At 66.1% G+C, this 19,223-nt stretch carries 20 protein-coding genes; 10 read left to right on the forward strand and 10 right to left on the reverse strand.

The genetic code is table 11. The features are described 5' to 3' along the window. Positions 1-189 precede the first annotated feature (189 nt). From RPS27_RS15600 to RPS27_RS15610, 3 genes are all read right to left on the reverse strand, one after another. Complete coding sequence (locus RPS27_RS15600) at positions 190-2,238, reverse strand: elongation factor G (RefSeq protein ID WP_212068007.1); 2,049 nt, start codon at positions 2,236-2,238, stop codon at positions 190-192. Positions 2,239-2,439: 201 nt separating this feature from the next. Next, positions 2,440-2,919, reverse strand: a complete 480-nt coding sequence (locus tag RPS27_RS15605) for a DUF992 domain-containing protein (RefSeq protein ID WP_212068006.1) — start codon at positions 2,917-2,919, stop codon at positions 2,440-2,442. A gap of 292 nt (positions 2,920-3,211) precedes the next feature. Continuing rightward, positions 3,212-4,414, reverse strand: a complete 1,203-nt coding sequence (locus RPS27_RS15610) for a pyridoxal phosphate-dependent aminotransferase (RefSeq protein ID WP_194406132.1) — start codon at positions 4,412-4,414, stop codon at positions 3,212-3,214. 659 nt (positions 4,415-5,073) lie between these two features. Here RPS27_RS15610 and RPS27_RS15615 point away from each other — a divergent pair. The 4 genes from RPS27_RS15615 (at position 5,074) to RPS27_RS15630 (ending at position 7,770) form a co-directional block, all read left to right on the forward strand. Then, complete coding sequence (locus RPS27_RS15615) at positions 5,074-5,724, forward strand: glutathione S-transferase family protein (protein WP_212068005.1); 651 nt, start codon at positions 5,074-5,076, stop codon at positions 5,722-5,724. Positions 5,725-5,884: 160 nt separating this feature from the next. Beyond that, a complete protein-coding gene (locus RPS27_RS15620; RefSeq protein ID WP_194406130.1) occupies positions 5,885-6,061 on the forward strand; it encodes a hypothetical protein in 177 nt (58 codons plus the stop codon). A gap of 357 nt (positions 6,062-6,418) precedes the next feature. Next, positions 6,419-7,228 carry a PAS-domain containing protein gene (locus RPS27_RS15625; protein WP_212068004.1) on the forward strand — a complete coding sequence of 270 codons (810 nt, stop codon included), beginning with the start codon at positions 6,419-6,421 and terminating at the stop codon, positions 7,226-7,228. 86 nt (positions 7,229-7,314) lie between these two features. Then, positions 7,315-7,770 carry a GNAT family N-acetyltransferase gene (locus tag RPS27_RS15630; protein WP_212068122.1) on the forward strand — a complete coding sequence of 152 codons (456 nt, stop codon included), beginning with the start codon at positions 7,315-7,317 and terminating at the stop codon, positions 7,768-7,770. A gap of 121 nt (positions 7,771-7,891) precedes the next feature. Here the strand turns inward: RPS27_RS15630 and RPS27_RS15635 are convergent, their stop codons facing one another. Further along, the gene (locus tag RPS27_RS15635; protein ID WP_283818396.1) at positions 7,892-8,023 is read right to left on the reverse strand and encodes a hypothetical protein; all 132 of its coding nucleotides are present in this window, start codon (positions 8,021-8,023) and stop codon (positions 7,892-7,894) included. On the opposite strand from RPS27_RS15635, the gene RPS27_RS15640 reads away from it, so the two are divergent. Then, positions 8,022-8,963, forward strand: a complete 942-nt coding sequence (locus RPS27_RS15640; RefSeq protein ID WP_194406128.1) for an aldo/keto reductase — start codon at positions 8,022-8,024, stop codon at positions 8,961-8,963. The genes RPS27_RS15635 and RPS27_RS15640 overlap by 2 nt on opposite strands. A 29-nt stretch (positions 8,964-8,992) precedes the next feature. On the opposite strand, the gene RPS27_RS15645 is transcribed toward RPS27_RS15640, so the two are convergent. From RPS27_RS15645 to RPS27_RS15655, 3 genes are all read right to left on the reverse strand, one after another. After that, positions 8,993-9,316, reverse strand: a complete 324-nt coding sequence (locus RPS27_RS15645) for an antibiotic biosynthesis monooxygenase family protein (RefSeq protein ID WP_194406127.1) — start codon at positions 9,314-9,316, stop codon at positions 8,993-8,995. Positions 9,317-9,402: 86 nt separating this feature from the next. Next, positions 9,403-10,620: a DUF1501 domain-containing protein gene (locus tag RPS27_RS15650; RefSeq protein ID WP_212068121.1), complete on the reverse strand. Its 1,218-nt coding sequence runs from the start codon at positions 10,618-10,620 to the stop codon at positions 9,403-9,405. A 2-nt stretch (positions 10,621-10,622) separates the two neighbouring features. Further along, positions 10,623-12,170: a DUF1800 domain-containing protein gene (locus RPS27_RS15655; protein ID WP_212068003.1), complete on the reverse strand. Its 1,548-nt coding sequence runs from the start codon at positions 12,168-12,170 to the stop codon at positions 10,623-10,625. Positions 12,171-12,284: 114 nt separating this feature from the next. Here RPS27_RS15655 and RPS27_RS15660 point away from each other — a divergent pair, with 114 nt between their 5' ends. Continuing rightward, positions 12,285-12,509: a cysteine-rich CWC family protein gene (locus RPS27_RS15660; protein ID WP_249132073.1), complete on the forward strand. Its 225-nt coding sequence runs from the start codon at positions 12,285-12,287 to the stop codon at positions 12,507-12,509. 55 nt (positions 12,510-12,564) lie between these two features. Here RPS27_RS15660 and RPS27_RS15665 read toward each other — a convergent pair whose 3' ends face one another. The 3 genes from RPS27_RS15665 to RPS27_RS15675 all read right to left on the reverse strand — a co-directional run bounded on the left by RPS27_RS15665 (position 12,565) and on the right by RPS27_RS15675 (position 14,381). Next, positions 12,565-13,263, reverse strand: coding sequence for a glutathione S-transferase family protein (locus RPS27_RS15665; protein ID WP_212068002.1), 699 nt, complete (start codon positions 13,261-13,263; stop codon positions 12,565-12,567). Between the two features lie 111 nt (positions 13,264-13,374). Beyond that, complete coding sequence (locus tag RPS27_RS15670; protein WP_194406123.1) at positions 13,375-13,605, reverse strand: hypothetical protein; 231 nt, start codon at positions 13,603-13,605, stop codon at positions 13,375-13,377. Then, on the reverse strand, positions 13,602-14,381 hold the full coding sequence (locus RPS27_RS15675; RefSeq protein WP_194406122.1) for a sulfite exporter TauE/SafE family protein: 780 nt from the start codon (positions 14,379-14,381) through the stop codon (positions 13,602-13,604). The genes RPS27_RS15670 and RPS27_RS15675 overlap by 4 nt, the downstream gene beginning before the upstream one ends. Before the next feature lie 206 nt (positions 14,382-14,587). Between RPS27_RS15675 and RPS27_RS15680 the strand changes: the two genes are divergently transcribed. The 4 genes from RPS27_RS15680 to uvrB all read left to right on the forward strand — a co-directional run bounded on the left by RPS27_RS15680 (position 14,588) and on the right by uvrB (position 19,187). Further along, the gene (locus RPS27_RS15680; protein WP_211418471.1) at positions 14,588-15,505 is read left to right on the forward strand and encodes a LysR substrate-binding domain-containing protein; all 918 of its coding nucleotides are present in this window, start codon (positions 14,588-14,590) and stop codon (positions 15,503-15,505) included. A 109-nt stretch (positions 15,506-15,614) separates the two neighbouring features. Next, positions 15,615-15,839 (forward strand): hypothetical protein, encoded by a 225-nt coding sequence (locus RPS27_RS15685; RefSeq protein WP_028134417.1) that lies wholly within the window; start codon positions 15,615-15,617, stop codon positions 15,837-15,839. Between the two features lie 57 nt (positions 15,840-15,896). Further along, the gene (locus RPS27_RS15690) at positions 15,897-16,127 is read left to right on the forward strand and encodes a hypothetical protein (RefSeq protein WP_212068001.1); all 231 of its coding nucleotides are present in this window, start codon (positions 15,897-15,899) and stop codon (positions 16,125-16,127) included. Positions 16,128-16,220: 93 nt separating this feature from the next. Next, the gene (gene uvrB, locus RPS27_RS15695; protein ID WP_313754113.1) at positions 16,221-19,187 is read left to right on the forward strand and encodes an excinuclease ABC subunit UvrB; all 2,967 of its coding nucleotides are present in this window, start codon (positions 16,221-16,223) and stop codon (positions 19,185-19,187) included. The last annotated feature ends 36 nt before the right edge of the window (positions 19,188-19,223 follow it).

Genomic DNA, 19,223 nt, shown 5'->3' on the forward strand with positions numbered 1-19,223 from the left:
CTCGTGTCCCGGACGCAGCGCAGCACGAAGTGATGCGCTGCAGAGCCGGGACCCAAGCAGCGGCGCACTCCGTGGCTTTCTGGGTCCCGGCTCTGCGCAGCAATACTGCGCGTTGCAGCGCGTCCGGGACACGCTGCAGGGATCATCGCAGCCTCCCCGCGAGCGCGGAGAGAGTTGCGTCTCGACAGCTCACGCCGCGTGCTGATGCGCGGCGATGATCTGGTCGGCGGCACGGCCGGTGACTTCGGCCATGTGGTCGAACTGGCGGGTGAAGCTGCCCGCACCTGCTGTGGCCGAGCGCAGCTCGACGATGAGCTCGCCGATCTCGGCTTCCGGCATCATGGCGCGGACGCAGTCCCAGCCGCTCCAGCCATCGCGGGTGTCGAAGCCGAGGATCTGGCCGCGCCGCGCCGACAGGATCGCGTTGATCTTGGCGGTGGCCTCGGTCGGGCAGACGATCTCGACCACGTGGATCGGCTCCAGCAGCACGGGCTGGCATTGCGGCAGGCCTTCGTTGAGCCCGATCCGCGCCGCCGTGCGGAAGGCGAGGTCGGAGGAGTCGACGCTGTGATAGGAGCCGTCGGTCAGCGTCACCTGCACGTCGGTGACGGGGAAGCCGAGCGGACCGCGCGCCAATCCGTCGACGACGCCTTCCTCCACCGCGCCGATGTAGTTACGCGGCACGGCGCCACCCACCACCTTCTCCGTGAATTTGAAGCCGTCGCCGCGCGGCAGCGGCTTGATGTCGAGCACGACGTCGCCGAACTGGCCGTGGCCGCCGGACTGCTTCTTGTGGCGCCCGCGCTGGGTGATCGGCTTGCGGATGGTCTCCTGGTAGCCAATCCCGGGCGGATGCGAGGTGAGCTTGATACCGAAGCGGTCGCGCAGCCGCTCGCTGGCGACGCGTAGATGCATCTCGCCCTGCCCCCACAAGACGGTGTCGTGGGTCTGGGCGTTCTGCACGACGATGAGCGAGGGATCCTCCTCGTGCAGCCGGGCCAGCGCCTGGCCGAGCTTGACGTCGTCCTTGCGGTCGGTGGCCGCGATCGAGATCGCAAGCACCGGCGGCGTCGGCTCCGTGACGGCCAGCGCGGCCGGCGGAGCCTTGCCGTTCGAGACCGTGTCGCCGGTCTTGACGGGATCGAGCTTGGCGAGCGCCACGGTGTCACCGGCCTCCGCCGCGGCACGCTTGGTGTCGTAGGCGCCGTTGACGGCGAGGATGCCGGAGATGCGTCCTGAGCCGCCGGAGGCGGATTGCAGCGTCGCACCGTCGTCGAGATGGCCGGCAAGCAGCCGGGTCAGCGACAGCTTTCCGCCATGCTGCGAATGCAGCGTCTTGAAGACGTAGCCGAGCGCATCCTTGGTTTCGGGCACACCGAGACGCTTTGCGGTCTCAGCGATGCCCGGCGCCTCGTGACGCAGCGCCTTCATCAGGCGCAGCACGCCGTTCTCGCGCGCGGCGGCGCCCAGCAGCACCGGGCAGATCAGCCCGTCGCGCAACTCGCGGGCGAGATCGTCGAACACGGCATCGCGCGGCGGCTGGATGTCTTCGAGCAGTTGCTCCATCAGCGCATCGTCGTGATCGGCGAGCTTCTCCAGCATCGAGAAGCGGGCTTCCTTCTCGCGATCGAGATCGCCGCCTTCGAGCGCGACCACTTCGGAGGCTCTGTGCTCGCGATAGACGAAGGCGCGCTCCAGCGCGAGATCGACGAAGCCCTCGATCAGGTCGTCCTTCCAAATCGGGATCTGGCGCAGCACCAGCGGCACGCGCGAGGCGGGCTGCAGCATCGCGAGCGACTCGCGGATACGCTGGCTCGCGCGGTCGATCTTGTTGAGGAACAGGAAACGCGGGATCTTCAGCTCCTCCAGCTCGCGCAGGATGATCTGGAGCTGCGGCAGCTTCTTCTCATCGGCCTCGCAGACCACGATCGCCGCGTCGACCGCGGGCAACGCGGCGCGCATGTCATGGGCGAATTCGACGGAACCGGGACAATCGAGGAAGGTGTAGCTGTCGCCCATGAAACTCGTGGTAGCGGCAGTCAGCCCGACGGTCATCTTGTGATGACGGGCCTCTGGCGTGGCGTCGCCGACGGAAGTTCCGGCATCGACACTGCCGGCGCGCGGGATTGCGCCCGTTCGCGCCAGTATTGCTTCGAGAAGTGTGGTTTTACCGCTTTGGAAAGGGCCCACCAGCGCGATGCACCGTGGACCTCGGGGACTTCTGACGTCTTGTCCCATTCGCCGCCTCCTTGGTGTGGAGCTCGGCCCATGATTGGGTCGGCAAACGCAGATGCTCTGCCCGTCGCCGAGATTTGGCAAGCGTCAAACGTCGCTGCGGTGCGTCGTCAGTTAGATCAAGCCTTATAATTCCACGGCTTGTCGGCTCGGCGTTCCACCTCGCCAAAGGGAGAGGTGGAACGAGAGTTCGTCCGCAAATCGTTAGCGGCCCGGGCGAAGTTCCAGGCTCTCGAGGCCGGCGGCGACGTTGAGACCGACCTGGCCTTGCACGCTGAGCGGCTGCAGCGCGATCGAATTGTTGGAGCCGCCGACCAGCACGTTGCCCCCCAGGCCGACACCGACCGAGGCGCTGCCCTGCGCGCCGGCATAATTGCCGGAGAGGTCGCCCGGGCCGAGCCGGTCGACCGGTGCGAACACGCCCCACGCCAAAGCCGTCTCCTGGGTGATGCCGATGTCGAGACCCACTTTCCGGATCGTGGCGACGTAGCGATCGTCGGGCAGGCCGTCGGCGCGCAGCACGCAGCCGAGATGGGTCACCGATCCCACGATGAAGCCGACGCTGGCGCCGCCGCGGCATTCGAGCACGCCGACCCGCGCCATCCGCTGCTGCGCGCTGCTGCCGACGCTGGAGGCAACGAGGCTGGCAGCGGCGAGCCCGGCGAAGATGAACGAACGACGCATGACATATCTCCGGCGATGATGTGATGCGAGCAGAGAGAGCGCCCCACCCGCGTTGCGCGTCTATGCCACAAGAGCCGTGGTCGTGCCAGATCGTGCACGGCGATTGGCCTGCAAACAAGGAAAGGGCCCGCCAAAGGCGGGCCCTTTCGCAGAGGTCGCAGGGTGGGCAAAGCGAAGCGTGCCCACCCGCTTTTCGCGATCGAGAGAGAGAGATGGTGGGCACGGCGCACGTGCGCCTTGCCCACCCTACGATTCCAGACTCGCGGAGAGAACTCCGCTTGCCGCGACAGGCTTACCGCAGATTGCCGCAGAAGCGCTGGATGCGCTTGCAGGCGTCTTCGAGATCCGAGGTCTTGGTGGCATAGGAGATGCGGAACGCGGGTCCAAGGCCGAAGGCCGAACCCTGCACCACCGCGACGCCTTCGGTCTCCAGCAGCTCGGTGACGAAGTCCTCGTCATTGGCGATGACCTTGCCCGACGGCGCGGTCTTGCCGATCGTGCCGGCGCAGGACGGATAGACGTAGAAGGCGCCTTCCGGACGCGGGCACTCGATCCCCTTGGCCTGGTTGAGCATGGAGACGACGAGGTCGCGCCGCTCCTTGAACACCTTGTTGTTGGCGGGGATGAAGTCCTGCGGACCGTTCAGCGCTTCCACCGCGGCCCATTGCGCGATCGAGGACGGGTTCGAGGTCGACTGCGACTGGATCGTCGACATCGCCTTGATCAACTGCGCGGGGCCGCCGGCATAGCCGATACGCCAGCCGGTCATGCAATAGGCCTTCGATACGCCGTTCACGGTGAGGGTGCGGTCGTAGAGTTTCGGCTCCACTTGCGCGACCGTGGTGAACTGGAAATCGTCATAGACGAGGTGCTCGTACATGTCGTCGGTCATCACCCAGACGTGAGGATGCTTGACCAGCACGTCGGTGAGCGCCTTCAGCTCGGACTTCGTGTAGGCCGCGCCGGTCGGGTTCGACGGCGAGCACAGGATGACCCATTTGGTCTTCGGCGTGATGGCGCGCTCGAGCGCCTCGGCCTGGAGCTTGAAACCGGTCGCGGCGGTGCAGACCACCGGCACCGGCTCGCCACCTGCGAGCGCCACCATTTCGGGATAGCTGACCCAATACGGCGCGGGAATGATCACCTCGTCGCCCGGATTGATGGTGGCCATCAGCGCGTTGTACAGCACCTGCTTGCCGCCGGTGCCGACGATGATCTGGTTCGGCTTGTAGGTGACGCCGTTCTCGCGCTGAAACTTGGCGATGATCGCCTCCTTCAGCTCGGGAATGCCGTCGACCGCGGTGTATTTGGTCTTGCCGGCTTCGATGGCGCGGATCGCCGCCAGCTTGATGTTGGCGGGCGTGTCGAAGTCGGGCTCGCCGGCACCGAGGCCGATGACGTTGCGGCCCGCCGCTTTCAGCGCACGTGCTTTATCCGTGACCGCGATGGTCGCGGACGGCTTCACACGGTCGAGCGCAGCGGCAAGGAAGGACATCGTCATCTCCTGACAAGCGTCGTGAAACCTTTCGTCTCACGACTCCGATTGTGGGAATGCAGCCACCCTAAAACGTGAGCCGCTGCACCGCAAGAAACTTCGGCCCGATCCCGCAAAAGTTTACGAATTTGGCGCAGTCCAGCCGCGCATTCCGGCAATTTTGCGCAAACTTGCCGCGCAAACCCCTCATATCCGGCAAGCCTTGTCCTCGGAGCAATTTTACGCCCTCAACGGTCTCAACATGAGGGGGCATCATGCCCGCGCTTGCCGTCTTCGCCGGCCCGACATCGAGTACCCGGCGTAGCTTTGGAGTAGCCCGGTCCCGGGCATCCACGCTCTTGTGCCGCAGTTAAGACGCGGACGGACGGGTCAAACTCGGCCATGACGACGTGCAGATTTGAGCGGCCGTCTTACTGCCGTCAGCCTGCTGTCAGGTCTTCACACAAACGCATGCCGCGATAAGTCCGCTCGTTGACGCAAGCGTGAACTGATTTGCAGCGTCGCGCAGAAATGATCTTCCGCCGCATTGCAATGCGGTAGGGTTTTCGAGTTTTTCTATTGGCTGGCTCTTGCGGCGGATTCGCATCGGCATCATTGTTTAGCCGCGCTGCGGGGCAGCGAGCGCCGCGTCTTCCCGTCCTCGGAATCGAACTCCTGGAATGTACAAGCTCTATTCGATGCAACGCTCGGGCAACAGCTACAAGGTCCGCCTTGCGCTGGCGCTGCTCAACGTGCCCTACGAAGCGATCGAGGTGGACATTCTGCGGGGCGAGAGTCGCACGCCGGATTTTCTGAGCAAGAATCCGTCGGGACAGGTGCCGCTGCTCGAGGTCGGCGGCGACCGTTATCTGGCCGAGTCCAACGCCATCCTTTGGTACGTCGCCGTCGGCACCCCGCTCGCGCCCGAGAATCGCATCGACCGCGCCGAGGCGCTGCAATGGATGTTCTTCGAGCAGCACGCGCTCGAGCCGAATATCGGCGCCGCCTATTTCTGGCTGTCTCTGGTCAAGGGCGGCCGCGACCTGCAGACCCATTCGCTGGAGGACTGGATGGAGCGCGGCTATGCCGCGCTGCAGGTGATGGAGAACCACCTGAAGACCAACGCCTATTTCGCCGCGCGCCAGCTCACGGTCGCCGACATCGCGCTGTACGGCTACACCCATCTGGCCGACCGCTGCGACTTCGACCTCCAGACCTTCCCGGCGATCCGGGACTGGCTGCAGCGGGTGGAATCCGCGCCCGGCTTCGTGGCGATGGACTGGCGGCCGGCCGACATCGACGACCCCGCCAGCATCGCTGCCGGCGCATGACCCGGACCGCGCCCCGTTATGGGGAATAGCGGGTATAAAGGTAACATTTGCCGCATTCTGGCCATTTTCAGCGTGGTGGCCGCCGCAATGTTGCCGGTTGAAACTGGGAAATTCTGGAAAGTCGCGGGTGATTCGCTCGCGTGTTGAAGGATTTAGACCAATGACACGGGCGTTCGGCACGGCAGGCTTTCAGGGCCATCCCGCTACCGTCGCGTCTTCCCGGCTGACCAACGCGGTCGCGGCCTCGCTCGCCGTCGCCGCGCTCTCGCTGTGCCTGATCGTCACCCTGACGGTGCTGTCGACCAAGGCAACCATGGCGATGGGTCTGCCGGTCTGATTCCCGTTTCATCCCGGACCAGCCTTCAAGGCGCCGCATGCCCCGCGTCGGCCGGCATCGCGACAGGACGTCGATGAAATCACCTGTGGTAGTCGTTGCAATCACACTGACTGCGGCCATTCTGGTCGCGGCGTCCCTGTTGATTGTCGTCACGCGCAAGGGCCCGGGCATTTCGACGCTGAATGCGCCGGCGCTGCGACAGCCCCTCAAGCACGCGCACTTGGTTTAAAATCATCCGAAAGCCTTAGGCTTGCACGCAGGCGCGCCTTAAGCACGCCGCGCAAAAGCGCATCGCAATGGCGCAACGATCAGTCAGAGTTGCGGTCTTACCTCGTTCGGGAGGAGCGAGACTGGTCCATGCGGTTCGGATGGCGTGCCATCTCCGGTCCGGTACTGACGGCAGCAACTCTGCTGCTGGCGATGCTCCTCGATCGCGTGATCCCCATGCCCTCGCCAGTGCCGCTGCTCGTCGGCATCGTGGCGCTCGCCGGCGCGTTGTCGGGCCTCGCCTCCGCCGTCACAAGCGCAACCATCGGGGTGATCGGTGCGACTCTGTTCCTGATCAGCCGCCACGGCGTGTCCCCCTCTTTCGCCGATCTGGTCCAGCTCGGCCTACTGGCCATCACCACTGCCGGCACCGCCGGCGTCACCGGCCTGATGCGGGAGCGGCTGCTCGGCACCTTCGCGGCCGAGCGCCGCAGCCACGCGACCGCCGCGCGGCTGTCGGCCGCGCTCGACCAGGTCGATATCGGCATCGTGCTGCTCGATGCCGAAACACGGGCCGAGTTCATCAACCGCGCGTTTCGCGACTATTTCGCCCTGCCGGACGAGATCGCCGACGGCAAGCCGCCTTTCATCGCGCTGATGTATCACGGCCGCGACACCGGCGCGTTCGAGCTACCCGAAGACGAATTGGGCACCTTCATCGCGCAGCGCATGGAGATGGTGCGGACCGGCGATGCCACGCCGATCAACATCGCCCTGCGCACCGGCGAGGTGCTGCGCTTCGTCTGCACCGCGCTGCCGGACGGCGGACGGATGCTCAGCTACACCCCGGTGACCGACCTCGTGCGTCACACCGACGCGCCTGCAAGCGCCGACTACTACCGCTCGCTACGCGACCCCGCGGGCCGCGGGCTGATCCGGTATCTGCGCGTCGCGGAGTGATGTCACGGCGCGATTGATCGGCAATGCGATCATCACGTATGAAGGACATCATTTCGTCGTGCAGCACCGAGATCGCGGAAATCCACATGTCGCTCACCGTTCGCTCTGTCACCAAGCAGGACTATGATCAATGGGTGCCGCTGTGGGACGGCTACAATGCCTTCTACGGCCGCTCCGGCCCGACCGCGCTTGCACCCGAGATCACGCACATGACATGGCAGCGCTTCTTCGATGCCTATGAGCCGGTGCACGGCCTCGTCGCCGAGAGCGAGGGCAAGCTGCTCGGCATGACGAACTATCTGTTTCATCGCAGCACCACCGCGATCGAGCCGTCCTGCTATCTGCAGGATCTGTTCACGCTCGAGGCCGCGCGCGGCAAGGGCGTCGGCGCGGCGCTGATCCATGGGGTGTACGAGCGGGCGAAACTGGCGGGATCGCCACGCGTCTATTGGCAGACCCACGAGACCAACCTCACGGCGCAGCGCCTGTACGACAAGGTCGCCGAGCGCTCCGGCTTCATCGTCTATCGCAAGCTGTTTTGATCCCCGCGCGCATCCTGTGGATAACTCCCGCTGTCACCCGCGCGTAACATAGGGGGACTAGGCTGCACCTGCGTCTGATCAGGCCCCCCGTCACCGATCAAGCGCCCCAAAGCGGTCCCCGTCAGTCGCCGCGTCTGACTGGGGCCGCGTTTTTTTGTCCGCCCGGCCGGCATGGCAGCAGCGCGGCGCGCGCCTTGCTGCTGCGGCGCAGGGTGGTCAGAATGCCGCCCTCATCGCTGACAGGATATTCCATGGAAATTCGCAATCTCGGCGCCTCCGGCCTTCGCGTGTCCGCGGTCGGGCTCGGCTGCAACAATTTCGGGCAGCGCACGGACCTGGAGACCTCCCGCAAGGTCATCCATCGCGCGCTCGACCTCGGCATCACGCTGTTCGACACCGCCGACATCTATTCGAACATGGGCGGCTCGGAGACGGTGCTCGGCACGGTCCTGGGCGATCGCCGCAAGGACATCGTGCTGGCGACGAAATACGCCAAGCCCATGGCGGAAGACGGCACCAAGCAGGGCGCCTCGCGCCGCTACATCATGGCGGCCGTGGAAGCGAGCCTGAAACGGCTGAAGACCGACTACATCGATCTCTATCAACAGCACGATTACGATCCGCTGACGCCGATCGAGGAGAGCCTGCGCGCACTCGACGATCTCGTCCGCCAGGGCAAGGTGCGCTACATCGGCAATTCCAACTTTCCGGCCTGGCGCATCGCGGAAGCGGAGTACGTCGCCCGCGCGATGAACGTGAGCCGCTTCGTCTCCTGCCAGGACGAATATTCCCTCGTCATGCGCGATATCGAGAAGGATCTGTTGCCGGCCGCGACCGAATACCAGCTCGGCCTGTTGCCGTTCTTTCCACTCGCGAGCGGACTCCTCACCGGCAAATACAGGAAGGGCGAGGCCGCGCCCGGCGACACCCGCTTCGGCCAGACGCCGCGGCTGCGCGACCGCTACGTCACGCCGCGCAACGAGGACATGGTCGAGAAGCTCCAGGCCTTTGCCAAAGCACGCGGCCACAGCATGCTCGAGCTCGCCTTCTCCTGGCTCGCCGCGCGCCCGCAGGTGTCGAGCGTGATCGCCGGCGCCACCCGTGTCGAGCAGATCGAGCAGAACGTGAAGGCGATCGCCTGGAAGCTCAGCGCCGAGGACATGGCGGAGATCGACAAGATCACGCTGGGCTGATCTTCGGCGCAGATCTCCGAGGCGCGGCGCTATTTGGCGCCGCGTCCGACCGTCTGCATCACCTCGAAACCTTCGAACTGGGGATGACCGAGATAGGCCGGCTTGGTGTCACCGGCCCGCGCATGCGCCGCGCGAAACGCCTCCGACTTGGTCCAGGCCTCGAACGCCGCGTAGTTCGTCCACACCGTATGCGAGGCGTAGAGCGTGTGGTCCTCGGCTTCCGGTCCGCGCAGCAGATGGAATTCGACGAAGCCCGGCACCTTGTCCAGATGCGTGTCGCGCGTGAGCCAGACCTGCTCGAAAGCGGCCTCGGAGCCCTTGGCGACGCGGAAGCGGTTCATGGCGATGTACATGGGGATTCTCCTGATGCTCCGCCCATTATCTCGTCATTCCGGGATGCGCCGCAAGGCGCGGGCCCCGGAATGACGGCGCTTGTGGGTTAGGCAACCAGCCCCTTCATCGGCTTTGCGCTGGCGCTATCAGGGAACACCGTCTCCGCCAGCACGCGGTCCGACAGCCCGAACTGATCCTGCAGCACGCCCTTGATCACCGAGCGCAGATCGGCGGTGGGCTTGAGGTCGCGGCCTTCGTGGAGGTTGGCGAGCTTGAGGCCCGGCCAGTCCGAGATGACGCGGCCGCCCTTCACGGCGCCGCCGGCGAGCAGCGCGATCGTGCCAGTGCCGTGATCGGTGCCGTCGGTGCCGTTGATGCGCGCGGTGCGGCCGAATTCGGTGGCGACGACGACGACGGTGTCGCGCCAGCGCTCGCTGAGGCCGCTTTCGAATTCGGCGAGCGCGCCGTCGAGCCCGCCGAGCAGGAAGGCGAGACGGCCGACCGGGCCGCCTTCATTGGCATGCGTGTCCCAGCCGTCGAAGGCGAGCGCGGCGATCCGCGGGCCGTCGTCCGCCGCCATCAGTTTTGCGGCGCCGCGTGCCACCTGGCGCATTTGTGCGACGGCGTTACCGGGCTTGCGTTTCATGTCGTCGCCGCTCGCAGCCTTCTCGAGCTGCAACCCTTGCGACAGCGCCGTCGCCAGCGCGGGGTCGCGGTGACGGTAGAGATCGACGAGGCGCATCGCGGTATCGTCATCCGCCTGCGGTAGCGCCACCGGCGCCCAGCCGACGGTCGGCGCATTGCCGCGCAGCACCAGCGGCGTCGTGGGCCCGACCGCAAGGCCGCTCGACACGCGCTCGCCGCGCGGCAGCGCTTCCAGCGCGCGGTTGAGCCAGCCGGACTGGACGCGGCCCGGCCCGGCATAGCCGCTTTCGAGCACGTCCTGGCCGTCGAAATGCGAGCGGTCGCGATAGGGCGTCGCCACCGCATGGATCACCGCGGCGCACTTGTCGCGGTACATGCGCGAAAATTCCGGCATCGCCGGATGCAACGCGAAGAAGGAATCGAGCATGATCGCGGGATGGGCGCCATCCGCGGCGAGCGCGATCGAGCCGTGCAGGCCGGCATAATCGGGGTCACCGATCGGCGCGACGGTCGCAAGCCCGTCGAGCGCACCGCGCAGGATCACCACGACCAGGCGCGGATCGCGCCCATCGGCCGCGCGCGCGAATTTCGGCAGGTAGGCCCAGGCCGCGAACGAGGCGCCGCCAAGCAGGAGGCTGCGGCGTGAGGTGAGGAGCCGGTTCTCGACGCAGTCGATCATCATCATCTCCTCTGCATTTCCGGCGACATCAGGAGCAGTGCCAGCGCCTGCTGCCGCGACTCCGCACGCTCGATGGTTCGCCGCGTCTCGATCGAGGCCGCATCGGCCGCCGCGAACTCCAGCAGATCGAGCGGATCGATGTTGTTGCCGAGCCGCGCGCCCATCTGCGCGGCGATATCGAGCCTGAGCTTCATCCCTTCCGGCGCAGCCCAGGCCGCGCTGGTGTCCGGGAAACCGTTTGGCCCTGCCGGCGACCACAGCGGCTGGCCCAGCAGATTGAGATTGTTGAGGTAGGCGCCGGGATCCTCCGGCACGCGCGCGAGCAGCCGGCCGCTCGCGACGAGGAAATCGTAAGGGTTTCGCATCTTGGTCAGCGGCGCTTTCCACGCTTCATCGGAATCGACCAGCGTGGTCGCCATCGCCTTGAGATCGCCGTCGGTCCTAACGAAGACATCGCGCAGCCGCGCAACCAGCGCCGGCGGCGGATCGTCGGCCACGAAGTGGCGGACGAATTTGGTGGCGATGAAATTCGCGGTCGAGGGATGGCGCGCGATGTCGGCGAGCGCGGCCTCGCCCTGCGCAAGGCCGGTCGGCTCATAGGTCTTGCCGAGCAGCATTTGCGGCCCGGGTTGATGCGCATTGGTGTTGAAGACGAAGGAGCCCGGCGTGCCGAGCTGTCCTTGCCGTCCCGCAAAAGTCCAGCCGGTGATGATGCGCGCGAGCGAGGTGACGTCTTCCTGCGTATAGCCGCCGCCGACGCCGAGCGTATGCAGCTCCATGATCTCGCGCGCGAGATTTTCGTTCAGGCCGCGCTTGCGGTTCTGGCCCGCGCGCGAGTCCGGCCCGAGCGATTGCTGGTTGTCGAGGAAGAACAGCATCGCCGGATGCTGCTCGACCGCTTTCAGCATGTCGGCGAAGCGTCCGAGCACGTGCGGCCTGATCGCCTCGCGCTCGAATGCGCCGGCCCAGATCCGCGCCAGTTCGCCCTTGCTCGCGGAGATGCAGAAATGGTTGGACCAGAACACGACGAGGCGCTCGGTGAAGCCGCACGTGGTCAGCGTCGCGCGCTGCAGCCGCGCCAGCGCTTCAGCGCGGAAGGTCTTCTGGATCACGTTGAGCGGCTGCGGCGCGGGCTTTGCCGCCGGCGCGGCAACGCCCGGCTGCATCGTCTCGGGCTTCGCTGCATTGTCGGCCGGTTTGCCATCGGTCATCTGGCCGGCGATCTCGGTCGCGGCCGCGTTCAGCGAGAGATTGCGGCGGAGCGCTGGCTTCTGTTCGGCCGGCGCCGGCGTGTCGGCAGGTGCGGCAGCCTTCGCCGCCCCGCGCGCCTGCTTGACCTGGTCCTGATAGGCGAACACCGCCTGCCCGAGTTGCTGCGCCGATTGCAGGCCGGGGGCCTCCAGCAGCACGCTGCTGGGCCGCGCAAGCTCCGCCTTCACGAAGCCGCGCGGATCTGAGCTTGCGTTGATCAGATCGCCCGAGGCGCCGCCGCGGGCACCGAAGCCAAAACGGTTGAGCGCAACGAGCGCGGCTTGCGAATCGCGGGCCATCGATTTGTCCTTGGCGTGCCTGGAGCCGCTTTCCGAGTCCGCGCGCGGCGCCTAATATACCGCACCGACCGATGAACCCGACATGAAAATCACGGCGAAGCTTCGACGCAAATCATGACAAATCCGCAAGAAACCTCGGCCCCGGAACCGCGCCGCCTGACCTGCTCACGCTGCGGCACCGAGTTCGGCTGCGATCTCTCGGGCAATTGCTGGTGCGCGGAGGAAACAGCAAAGCTGCCGATGCCGGTCGAGGGCGAGGACTGCCTGTGCCGCGAGTGTCTAAGGAAAGCGGCGGCGAAGGCCCGTCGTTTCGGTGCTGCGACCACCCACACTCGATAGATCACGCGGGATGGGTCCCCGCGTTCGCGGGGACGACCCGAGGAGATATCGCGCCCTACACTTGATGCCCCGGCGACTTCCGCGCCATGCCGTCGAATGCGTCGAGCAATTTTTCCCGCCAGGCGTAGACCGGATCGTCCGCCTCCAGCAGCTTGAACGGGCTCACCACGCGCGCCCATTGGAAACCGCCGAACACGATGTAGTCGGCGTAGTTCGGCGCCTCGCCGCCGAGATAGGGCTGCTTCTTCAGCGTCTGCCGCATCACCTCGAGCGACTTGCGGAACGTGACCACGTCGGTGTCGCGGCTCGCCATCACCTCTTCCAGGCTCTTGCCGCCAAAGCGCGCCTCGCGCGATTTGCGGAAATAGGCGGCGTCGATTTCGGCGAGATTGCTCGGGATATCGGCGACGATCAGCGGGAAGATTCCGCCGACGATGGCAATGTCGCCGAAGGCGTTGATCATGCGCGCCATGGCACGGCCGCCCTCGCCGCCGAACAGCGACGGACGGCCCGGGAAAGTGTCTTCGAGATAATTCGCGATCGTCCAGGAATCGACCACCGGCTTGTCGTCATGCAGCAGCACCGGGACCTTTTCCGAGCCGTGCGGCGCAAGCGCGCTCTTCTCGGTGAAGCGCCAGGGAAGCGATTCCGCCGACAGGCCCTTGTGCGCCAGCGCCATCCGCGTGCGCCAGCAATACGGGCTGAACGGACGCGAGGGGTCGGTGCCGACGAGTTCGTAGAGTTTGAGCGACATATGCTGTTCCGTCATTGCGAGCGCAGCGAAGCAATCCAGACTGCCGCCGCGAAAGACATTCTGGATTGCTTCGCCGGCGCTCGCAATGACGATGTGGAGCGGAAGTGCCGGTCACCGCCCGTTGGTGCGCAGCAACCTCTCGCCATGCTCCGTCACCGCGATGACGAGCCCGAGGCCTGGCAGTGTCTCACGCGTGACAAGCCCGCGCTCGCTGGCGTCTTCCCAGATGGTGAGGCGCGGACACGAGGTTTTCCAGGTCGCGACCACCTCGGCATAGGCGCGCGGCTCGCGCGCGACCCATTCGACGAAGTCCAGCACCAACGGATCGGCAGTTTCGCTCATTGCAAACCTCCCTTGTCGAAGGCGGCCAGCACCGGCGCACGCAGCAACAGCCAGCCGCCATAGGCGATGTAGTAGCAGGCAATGGTGGTGATCAGCTTGTTCGACCAGGCGACGAATTGCTGGTCGGTCATGGCTTCCAGGATGCGCCGCGCCAGCGTGGTGCCGAGCATCGAGGCTGCGATCGCAACGCCGGCGAGCACGGGATCGAGGCTTGCGGCCTGATCGATGATGCCGCCGAAATAGATCAGCTTGGTGAAATGGCTGACGAGCTGGCACATCGCTTTCGTCGCCACCTTCTCGCGCCGGCCGAAATTGCCGCCAAGGAAGAAGGTGTCGAGCAGCGGGCCGGAGACGCCCGTCATCAGCATCAGGCCCATGCAGATCGTGCCGTAGACCGTGCCCTGCCAGAGCCTGTCAGGATCCGGCTTGATGTTAGCGGGCAGCAGCCGCGCCATGAACGGAGTGATGCCGAGCAGCAGCAGCGCCATCGGCTTGTCGGGCACGTAGCGCGTGAGCGACCAGGCCGCGAGCGCGACGGCAGCGCCGACCATGTAGTTCGCAACCGGCCGCCAGCGGATATGCGCCCGCCACAGGAACGCGCGCCAGCCGTTCGAGGCCATCTGCGTGATCGCGTGCAGCACCATCGCGGTCGGCAGCGGCATCAGGGCCAAGAGCACGCCGATCAGGATCAGCCCGCCCGCCATGCCGAACAGCCCCGACAGGAACGCGGTGGCGACCATCAGCAATCCGAGGGCAGCGATCATGATGGGCGTCACGTGAGGTTCTCCTGCCGGCAGGTAAGGGACGCGAGATGCCGATTTTGCCCGTCCGCTTGCGGGAAAAGCATAGAAGCCGCGCCCGCGTTCAACAAATCAGCCCAAATCTACATCGCAAAACCTGCCTCGCTTGCCGCCGCCGCGCAAACTGAGTTATCTTGCCCTGGCCTCAGCTTTCCTGAGGGTCTGGCGTAGGGGTCTTGCATTTGCGGCGGCTGCTGTTTCTCAACGGCATTAAGGCATTCGAGGCGGCGGCGCGGACCGGCAGCTTTGCCGCGGCCGGGCTCGAGCTGAGCGTGTCAGCGGCCGCCGTCAGCCGCATGGTGCATCTGCTCGAAGAGCGGCTCGGCGTCGCGCTGTTCGAGCGCAAGGCCAATCGCCTGGTGCTGACGCAGGCCGGCCGCGCCTATCAAAGCGGGCTGACGCCGATCTTCGACGCACTGGCCAGCCTCACCGCGCAGGTGACGGCGCCTGCCAGCGTCCGCGTGCTCACCATCGGCGTCGGCCACACCTTTGCGATGCGCTGGCTGATCCCGCGCCTGTCGGAATTCCGCAACGAGGAGCCCGATATCGAGGTGCGCTTCACCACGGGCGGCGCGGCGGTGCCGTTCGGCGAGGACTGGAACTGCGGCATCAAGCTTGGCACCGGCGACTGGCCGGGCCTCGTCGCCGAGCCGCTGTTCGCCGGCGACCTCACGCCGGTCTGCGTGCCCCGCCTCGCGAGCGGCCTGAAGCGCCCGGCCGACCTGAAAGGCCCAAGCCTGATCCGCGTCGCGCATTCACCTGAAGACTGGCCGATCTGGCTGAAGGCGGCGGGCGTTGCGCGGGTCAGCGCGCGCGGGCCCGAGTTCCAGTTCTACGGCCAGGCGCTGCAGGCCGCCGCCGACGGGCTCGGCATCGCCATGGGCATCCGCCCCTATATCGACGACGACCTCGCCGCCGGCCGGCTGGTCGCACCGTTCGACCTATCGGTGCCCAAGGGCATGCGCTGGTACCTGCTTTATCGCAGCTTCCAGACCGAGCAGCGCGACTTCGCCGCGTTCCGCCGCTGGATCATGCGCGCGGCGGCGGAACCCGCCGCCCGGCCGGTGAAGCGGATCGGCCGTACGGCCGCGCGGAACTGACGCGAGAGCAAAAAAGCCGGCCGCTTGTGAACGGCTTCACATCCCGAACTCTGCAAACGTGGTCCCCTGACTCTCCAACAAGACACGTACGGAACACTCGGGGACGACCATGACGACGCTCTACGACGGTTTTGACATCGAATCCTTCGAGGCCGGCAAAGGCCTCTGGCACGCCCGCATCCGCCGCGCCGATCTCAGCCCCCTCGCCATCGACGGCGTGCTGTTTCCGGCCATGGAAGTCGGTTTTGCCTGGCCCGATCAGAACGCCGCGATCGCCGACGCCAAGCACCACATCGACCGCTTCCGCCGGCGGACCGACAGCGACGACGAATAGATGGGCAGGACGGCAAGCGAAGCAGGGACAGCACAGCGCAAAAGGGGGCAACCGGTCATGTCAGTCATCGAATTCGAGGATGCATCACGGCCGAGCATCTACAGCCGCGCGGTGCTGTCGAATTGCCCGGAATGCGACGGCGATCTCGCCGTGCTCCGCGTGATCGGCGGGCGCGCCGGAAGCGAGTACTGGACCATGCGCTGCACCGATTGCGGCGGCATCCATCTCGACATCCTCACGCCAAATCAGGCGGGCGAGGACGACGAGGGTCCGCCGCCGGCGGCGTGAGGCCCTGCCCTGCTGCCAACCTGCTGTCAGCAGCCTGCATAGCGGGAGGCATTCGCCCTTTATTGCGCGACTGACTCGTCCCATATTCGCCTCATGGCGAAAAAACCTGCATCCTCCGAAAAATCCGGCAAATCCCCCAAGACCAAGACCCCGAACTCGAAGGCGCACCGCCCTGACGTGCAGCCGATCGGGCCGGCGCTGGCCGAATTGCTCAATCCCGCGATCAACCGTGGCGATGCCGGGCTGGGATCCGGCACCGGGCTGCAGCCCCCGCCGGATAATTCGCGCGACCGGCGATCCGGGGGCGAGGCCGCCGCGCATCGCGCGCGGGCTTCGACGCCGAAGGAGTTTCCGCAGGATGCGGCGCGCCCGATGCCGCTGCGGCCCAATCCGCAGCCGCCAGGCGCCCGGGCGTCGACCGAGGGTTTCGACGAGGCGCCGCAGGCCAATTACGGCACCGCGGCCACGATCCCGACGCTCGATCCGGAACTGGCGCGGCAGCTTGGCCTGCCCACCGAGGAGGACGATGCCGAGGCGCTGGCGCGGCCGCCGCGCAGCAAGATGGAAGCGCTCGGCGTCAAGGCGACCGCCAATGCGCTGGAATCGCTGATCCGTGAGGGCCGGCCTGAGTTCCGCAAGAACGACGGCTCCACCAAGGTGTGGACGCCGCACCGGCCGCCGCGCCCGGAAAAGTCCGAAGGCGGCGTGCGCTTCGAGATCAAGTCGCACTATCAGCCCAAGGGCGACCAGCCCACCGCGATCGCGGAACTGGTCGAAGGCGTCCAGCGCAACGACCGCACCCAGGTGCTGCTCGGCGTCACCGGCTCGGGCAAGACCTACACCATGGCGCAGGTGATCGAGAAGACGCAGCGCCCGGCGCTGATCCTGGCGCCGAACAAGACGCTCGCCGCCCAGCTCTACGGCGAGTTCAAGAACTTCTTCCCGGACAACGCGGTCGAATATTTCGTCTCGTATTACGACTACTACCAGCCGGAAGCCTATGTCCCTCGCACGGACACCTACATAGAAAAGGACTCCTCGATCAACGAGCAGATCGACCGCATGCGCCACTCGGCGACGCGTGCGCTGCTCGAACGCGACGACGTCATCATCGTCGCCTCGGTGTCCTGCATCTACGGTATCGGCTCGGTCGAGACCTACACCGCGATGACTTTCGCGCTGAAGAAGGGCGAGCGCATCGACCAGCGCCAGCTCATCGCCGACCTCGTCGCGCTGCAATACAAGCGCACCCAGGCCGATTTCACCCGCGGCACCTTCCGTGTCCGGGGCGACGTCATCGACATCTTCCCGGCGCACTATGAGGACCGCGCCTGGCGGGTGAATTTGTTCGGCGACACCATCGAGACCATCGAGGAATTCGATCCGCTCACCGGCCACAAGCAGGACGAGCTCGAATTCATCAAGATGTACGCCAATTCGCACTATGTGACGCCGCGCCCGACGCTGGTGCAGGCGATCAAGTCGATCAAATCAGAGCTGAAGCAGCGGCTCGACCAGCTCAACAACCAGGGCCGCCTCTTGGAAGCGCAGCGGCTGGAGCAGCGCACCACCTTCGACCTCGAGATGATGGAGGCGACGGGAAGCTGCGCCGGCATCGAAAACTATTCGCGCTACCTCACCGGGCGCCGCCCCGGCGAGCCGCCGCCGACGCTGTTCGAATACGTGCCCGACAACGCGCTGATCTTCGCCGACGAAAGCCACGTCACCATCCCGCAGATCGGCGCCATGTTCCGCGGCGACTTCCGCCGCAAGGCGACGCTGGCCGAGTACGGCTTCCGCCTGCCCTCCTGCATGGACAATCGCCCGCTCCGCTTCGAGGAGTGGGACATGATGCGGCCTCAGACCGTCGCGGTGTCGGCGACGCCGAGCGGCTGGGAACTGAACGAGAGCGGCGGCGTGTTCGTCGAGCAGGTCATCCGCCCGACGGGCTTGATCGATCCGCCCGTCGATATCCGTCCGGCCCGCACCCAGGTCGACGATCTCGTCGGCGAGGTGCGTGCCACCGCGCAGGCCGGCTATCGCTCGCTGATCACGGTTCTCACAAAACGCATGGCGGAGGACCTCACCGAATATCTGCACGAGCAGGGCATTCGTGTCCGCTACATGCACTCGGACATCGACACCATCGAGCGCATCGAGATCATCCGCGATCTTCGCCTCGGCGCCTTCGACGCGCTGGTCGGCATCAACCTGTTGCGCGAAGGCCTCGACATTCCCGAATGCGCGCTGGTCGCCATTCTCGACGCCGACAAGGAAGGTTTTCTGCGCAGCGAGACCTCGCTGATCCAGACCATCGGCCGCGCCGCGCGCAACGTCGACGGCAAGGTGATCCTCTATGCCGACCAGATGACGGGCTCGATGGAGCGCGCCATCGCCGAGACCAACCGCCGCCGCGAGAAGCAGGTCGAATACAATACCGCCAACGGCATCACGCCGGAGAGCGTCAAGAAGCAGATCGGCGACATCCTCAACTCCGTCTACGAGCGCGATCACGTGCTGGTGGAGGTCGGCGGCCACGACATGACCGACGACGTCATCTCGATCGGCCACAATTTCGAAGCCGTGCTGGGCGATTTGGAAACGCGGATGCGCGAGGCCGCGGCCGATCTGAACTTCGAGGAAGCCGCGCGCCTGCGCGACGAAGTCAAACGCCTGCGCGCCACCGAGCTGGCCGTGGTCGACGACCCCACCGCAAAACAGCGAGCGGTCACGGGCAAGGCCGGCGCCTATGCCGGCACCAGGAAGTACGGCGACTCGGCGAACCTGCCGGTCAGCGCCATGAAGAACAAGAGCGCCGCAACCGCGCTCAAGGCCGGCGGCGGCAAGGGCTCCCGCGTGCACAAGCCGCATCTCGACGAAATGCACGGCCCGGAATCGCTGCCTTACCGCGAAGGCCGCGCCTTGCCGTCAAAGCCGTTCGGCGGCGAGAGCCGGATCATCCAGCCGACAGATTCCAGGCAGTCGGGGCCGGAGTTCGGGCCGGCGCCGAAGTCGACGGGCGGGATGCCGGGGCGCCGGGGTGGGTGGAAGAAGCGGTAGGGGCGGCGTCGCTCTTCATTTCCGTTCGGGGTTATG

This window comes from Bradyrhizobium sp. WYCCWR 12699 (assembly GCF_032144035.1).
GTDB lineage: Bacteria > Pseudomonadota > Alphaproteobacteria > Rhizobiales > Xanthobacteraceae > Bradyrhizobium.

What these genes read in the sequence shown, in the direction of transcription:
- RPS27_RS15625 (WP_212068004.1), top strand. Translation starts at nt 6,419, where the DNA reads ATGCGGTTCGGATGGCGTGCCATCTCCGGTCCGGTACTGACGGCAGCA.
- uvrB (WP_313754113.1), top strand. Translation starts at nt 16,221, where the DNA reads ATGGCGAAAAAACCTGCATCCTCCGAAAAATCCGGCAAATCCCCCAAG.
- RPS27_RS15615 (WP_212068005.1), top strand. Translation starts at nt 5,074, where the DNA reads ATGTACAAGCTCTATTCGATGCAACGCTCGGGCAACAGCTACAAGGTC.
- RPS27_RS15600 (WP_212068007.1), bottom strand. Translation starts at nt 2,238, where the DNA reads ATGGGACAAGACGTCAGAAGTCCCCGAGGTCCACGGTGCATCGCGCTG.
- RPS27_RS15635 (WP_283818396.1), bottom strand. Translation starts at nt 8,023, where the DNA reads ATGGAATATCCTGTCAGCGATGAGGGCGGCATTCTGACCACCCTGCGC.
- RPS27_RS15645 (WP_194406127.1), bottom strand. Translation starts at nt 9,316, where the DNA reads ATGTACATCGCCATGAACCGCTTCCGCGTCGCCAAGGGCTCCGAGGCC.
- RPS27_RS15640 (WP_194406128.1), top strand. Translation starts at nt 8,022, where the DNA reads ATGGAAATTCGCAATCTCGGCGCCTCCGGCCTTCGCGTGTCCGCGGTC.
- RPS27_RS15670 (WP_194406123.1), bottom strand. Translation starts at nt 13,605, where the DNA reads ATGAGCGAAACTGCCGATCCGTTGGTGCTGGACTTCGTCGAATGGGTC.
- RPS27_RS15690 (WP_212068001.1), top strand. Translation starts at nt 15,897, where the DNA reads ATGTCAGTCATCGAATTCGAGGATGCATCACGGCCGAGCATCTACAGC.
- RPS27_RS15660 (WP_249132073.1), top strand. Translation starts at nt 12,285, where the DNA reads ATGACAAATCCGCAAGAAACCTCGGCCCCGGAACCGCGCCGCCTGACC.
- RPS27_RS15685 (WP_028134417.1), top strand. Translation starts at nt 15,615, where the DNA reads ATGACGACGCTCTACGACGGTTTTGACATCGAATCCTTCGAGGCCGGC.
- RPS27_RS15650 (WP_212068121.1), bottom strand. Translation starts at nt 10,620, where the DNA reads ATGATCGACTGCGTCGAGAACCGGCTCCTCACCTCACGCCGCAGCCTC.
- RPS27_RS15620 (WP_194406130.1), top strand. Translation starts at nt 5,885, where the DNA reads ATGACACGGGCGTTCGGCACGGCAGGCTTTCAGGGCCATCCCGCTACC.
- RPS27_RS15630 (WP_212068122.1), top strand. Translation starts at nt 7,315, where the DNA reads ATGTCGCTCACCGTTCGCTCTGTCACCAAGCAGGACTATGATCAATGG.
- RPS27_RS15610 (WP_194406132.1), bottom strand. Translation starts at nt 4,414, where the DNA reads ATGTCCTTCCTTGCCGCTGCGCTCGACCGTGTGAAGCCGTCCGCGACC.
- RPS27_RS15665 (WP_212068002.1), bottom strand. Translation starts at nt 13,263, where the DNA reads ATGTCGCTCAAACTCTACGAACTCGTCGGCACCGACCCCTCGCGTCCG.
- RPS27_RS15605 (WP_212068006.1), bottom strand. Translation starts at nt 2,919, where the DNA reads ATGCGTCGTTCGTTCATCTTCGCCGGGCTCGCCGCTGCCAGCCTCGTT.
- RPS27_RS15655 (WP_212068003.1), bottom strand. Translation starts at nt 12,170, where the DNA reads ATGGCCCGCGATTCGCAAGCCGCGCTCGTTGCGCTCAACCGTTTTGGC.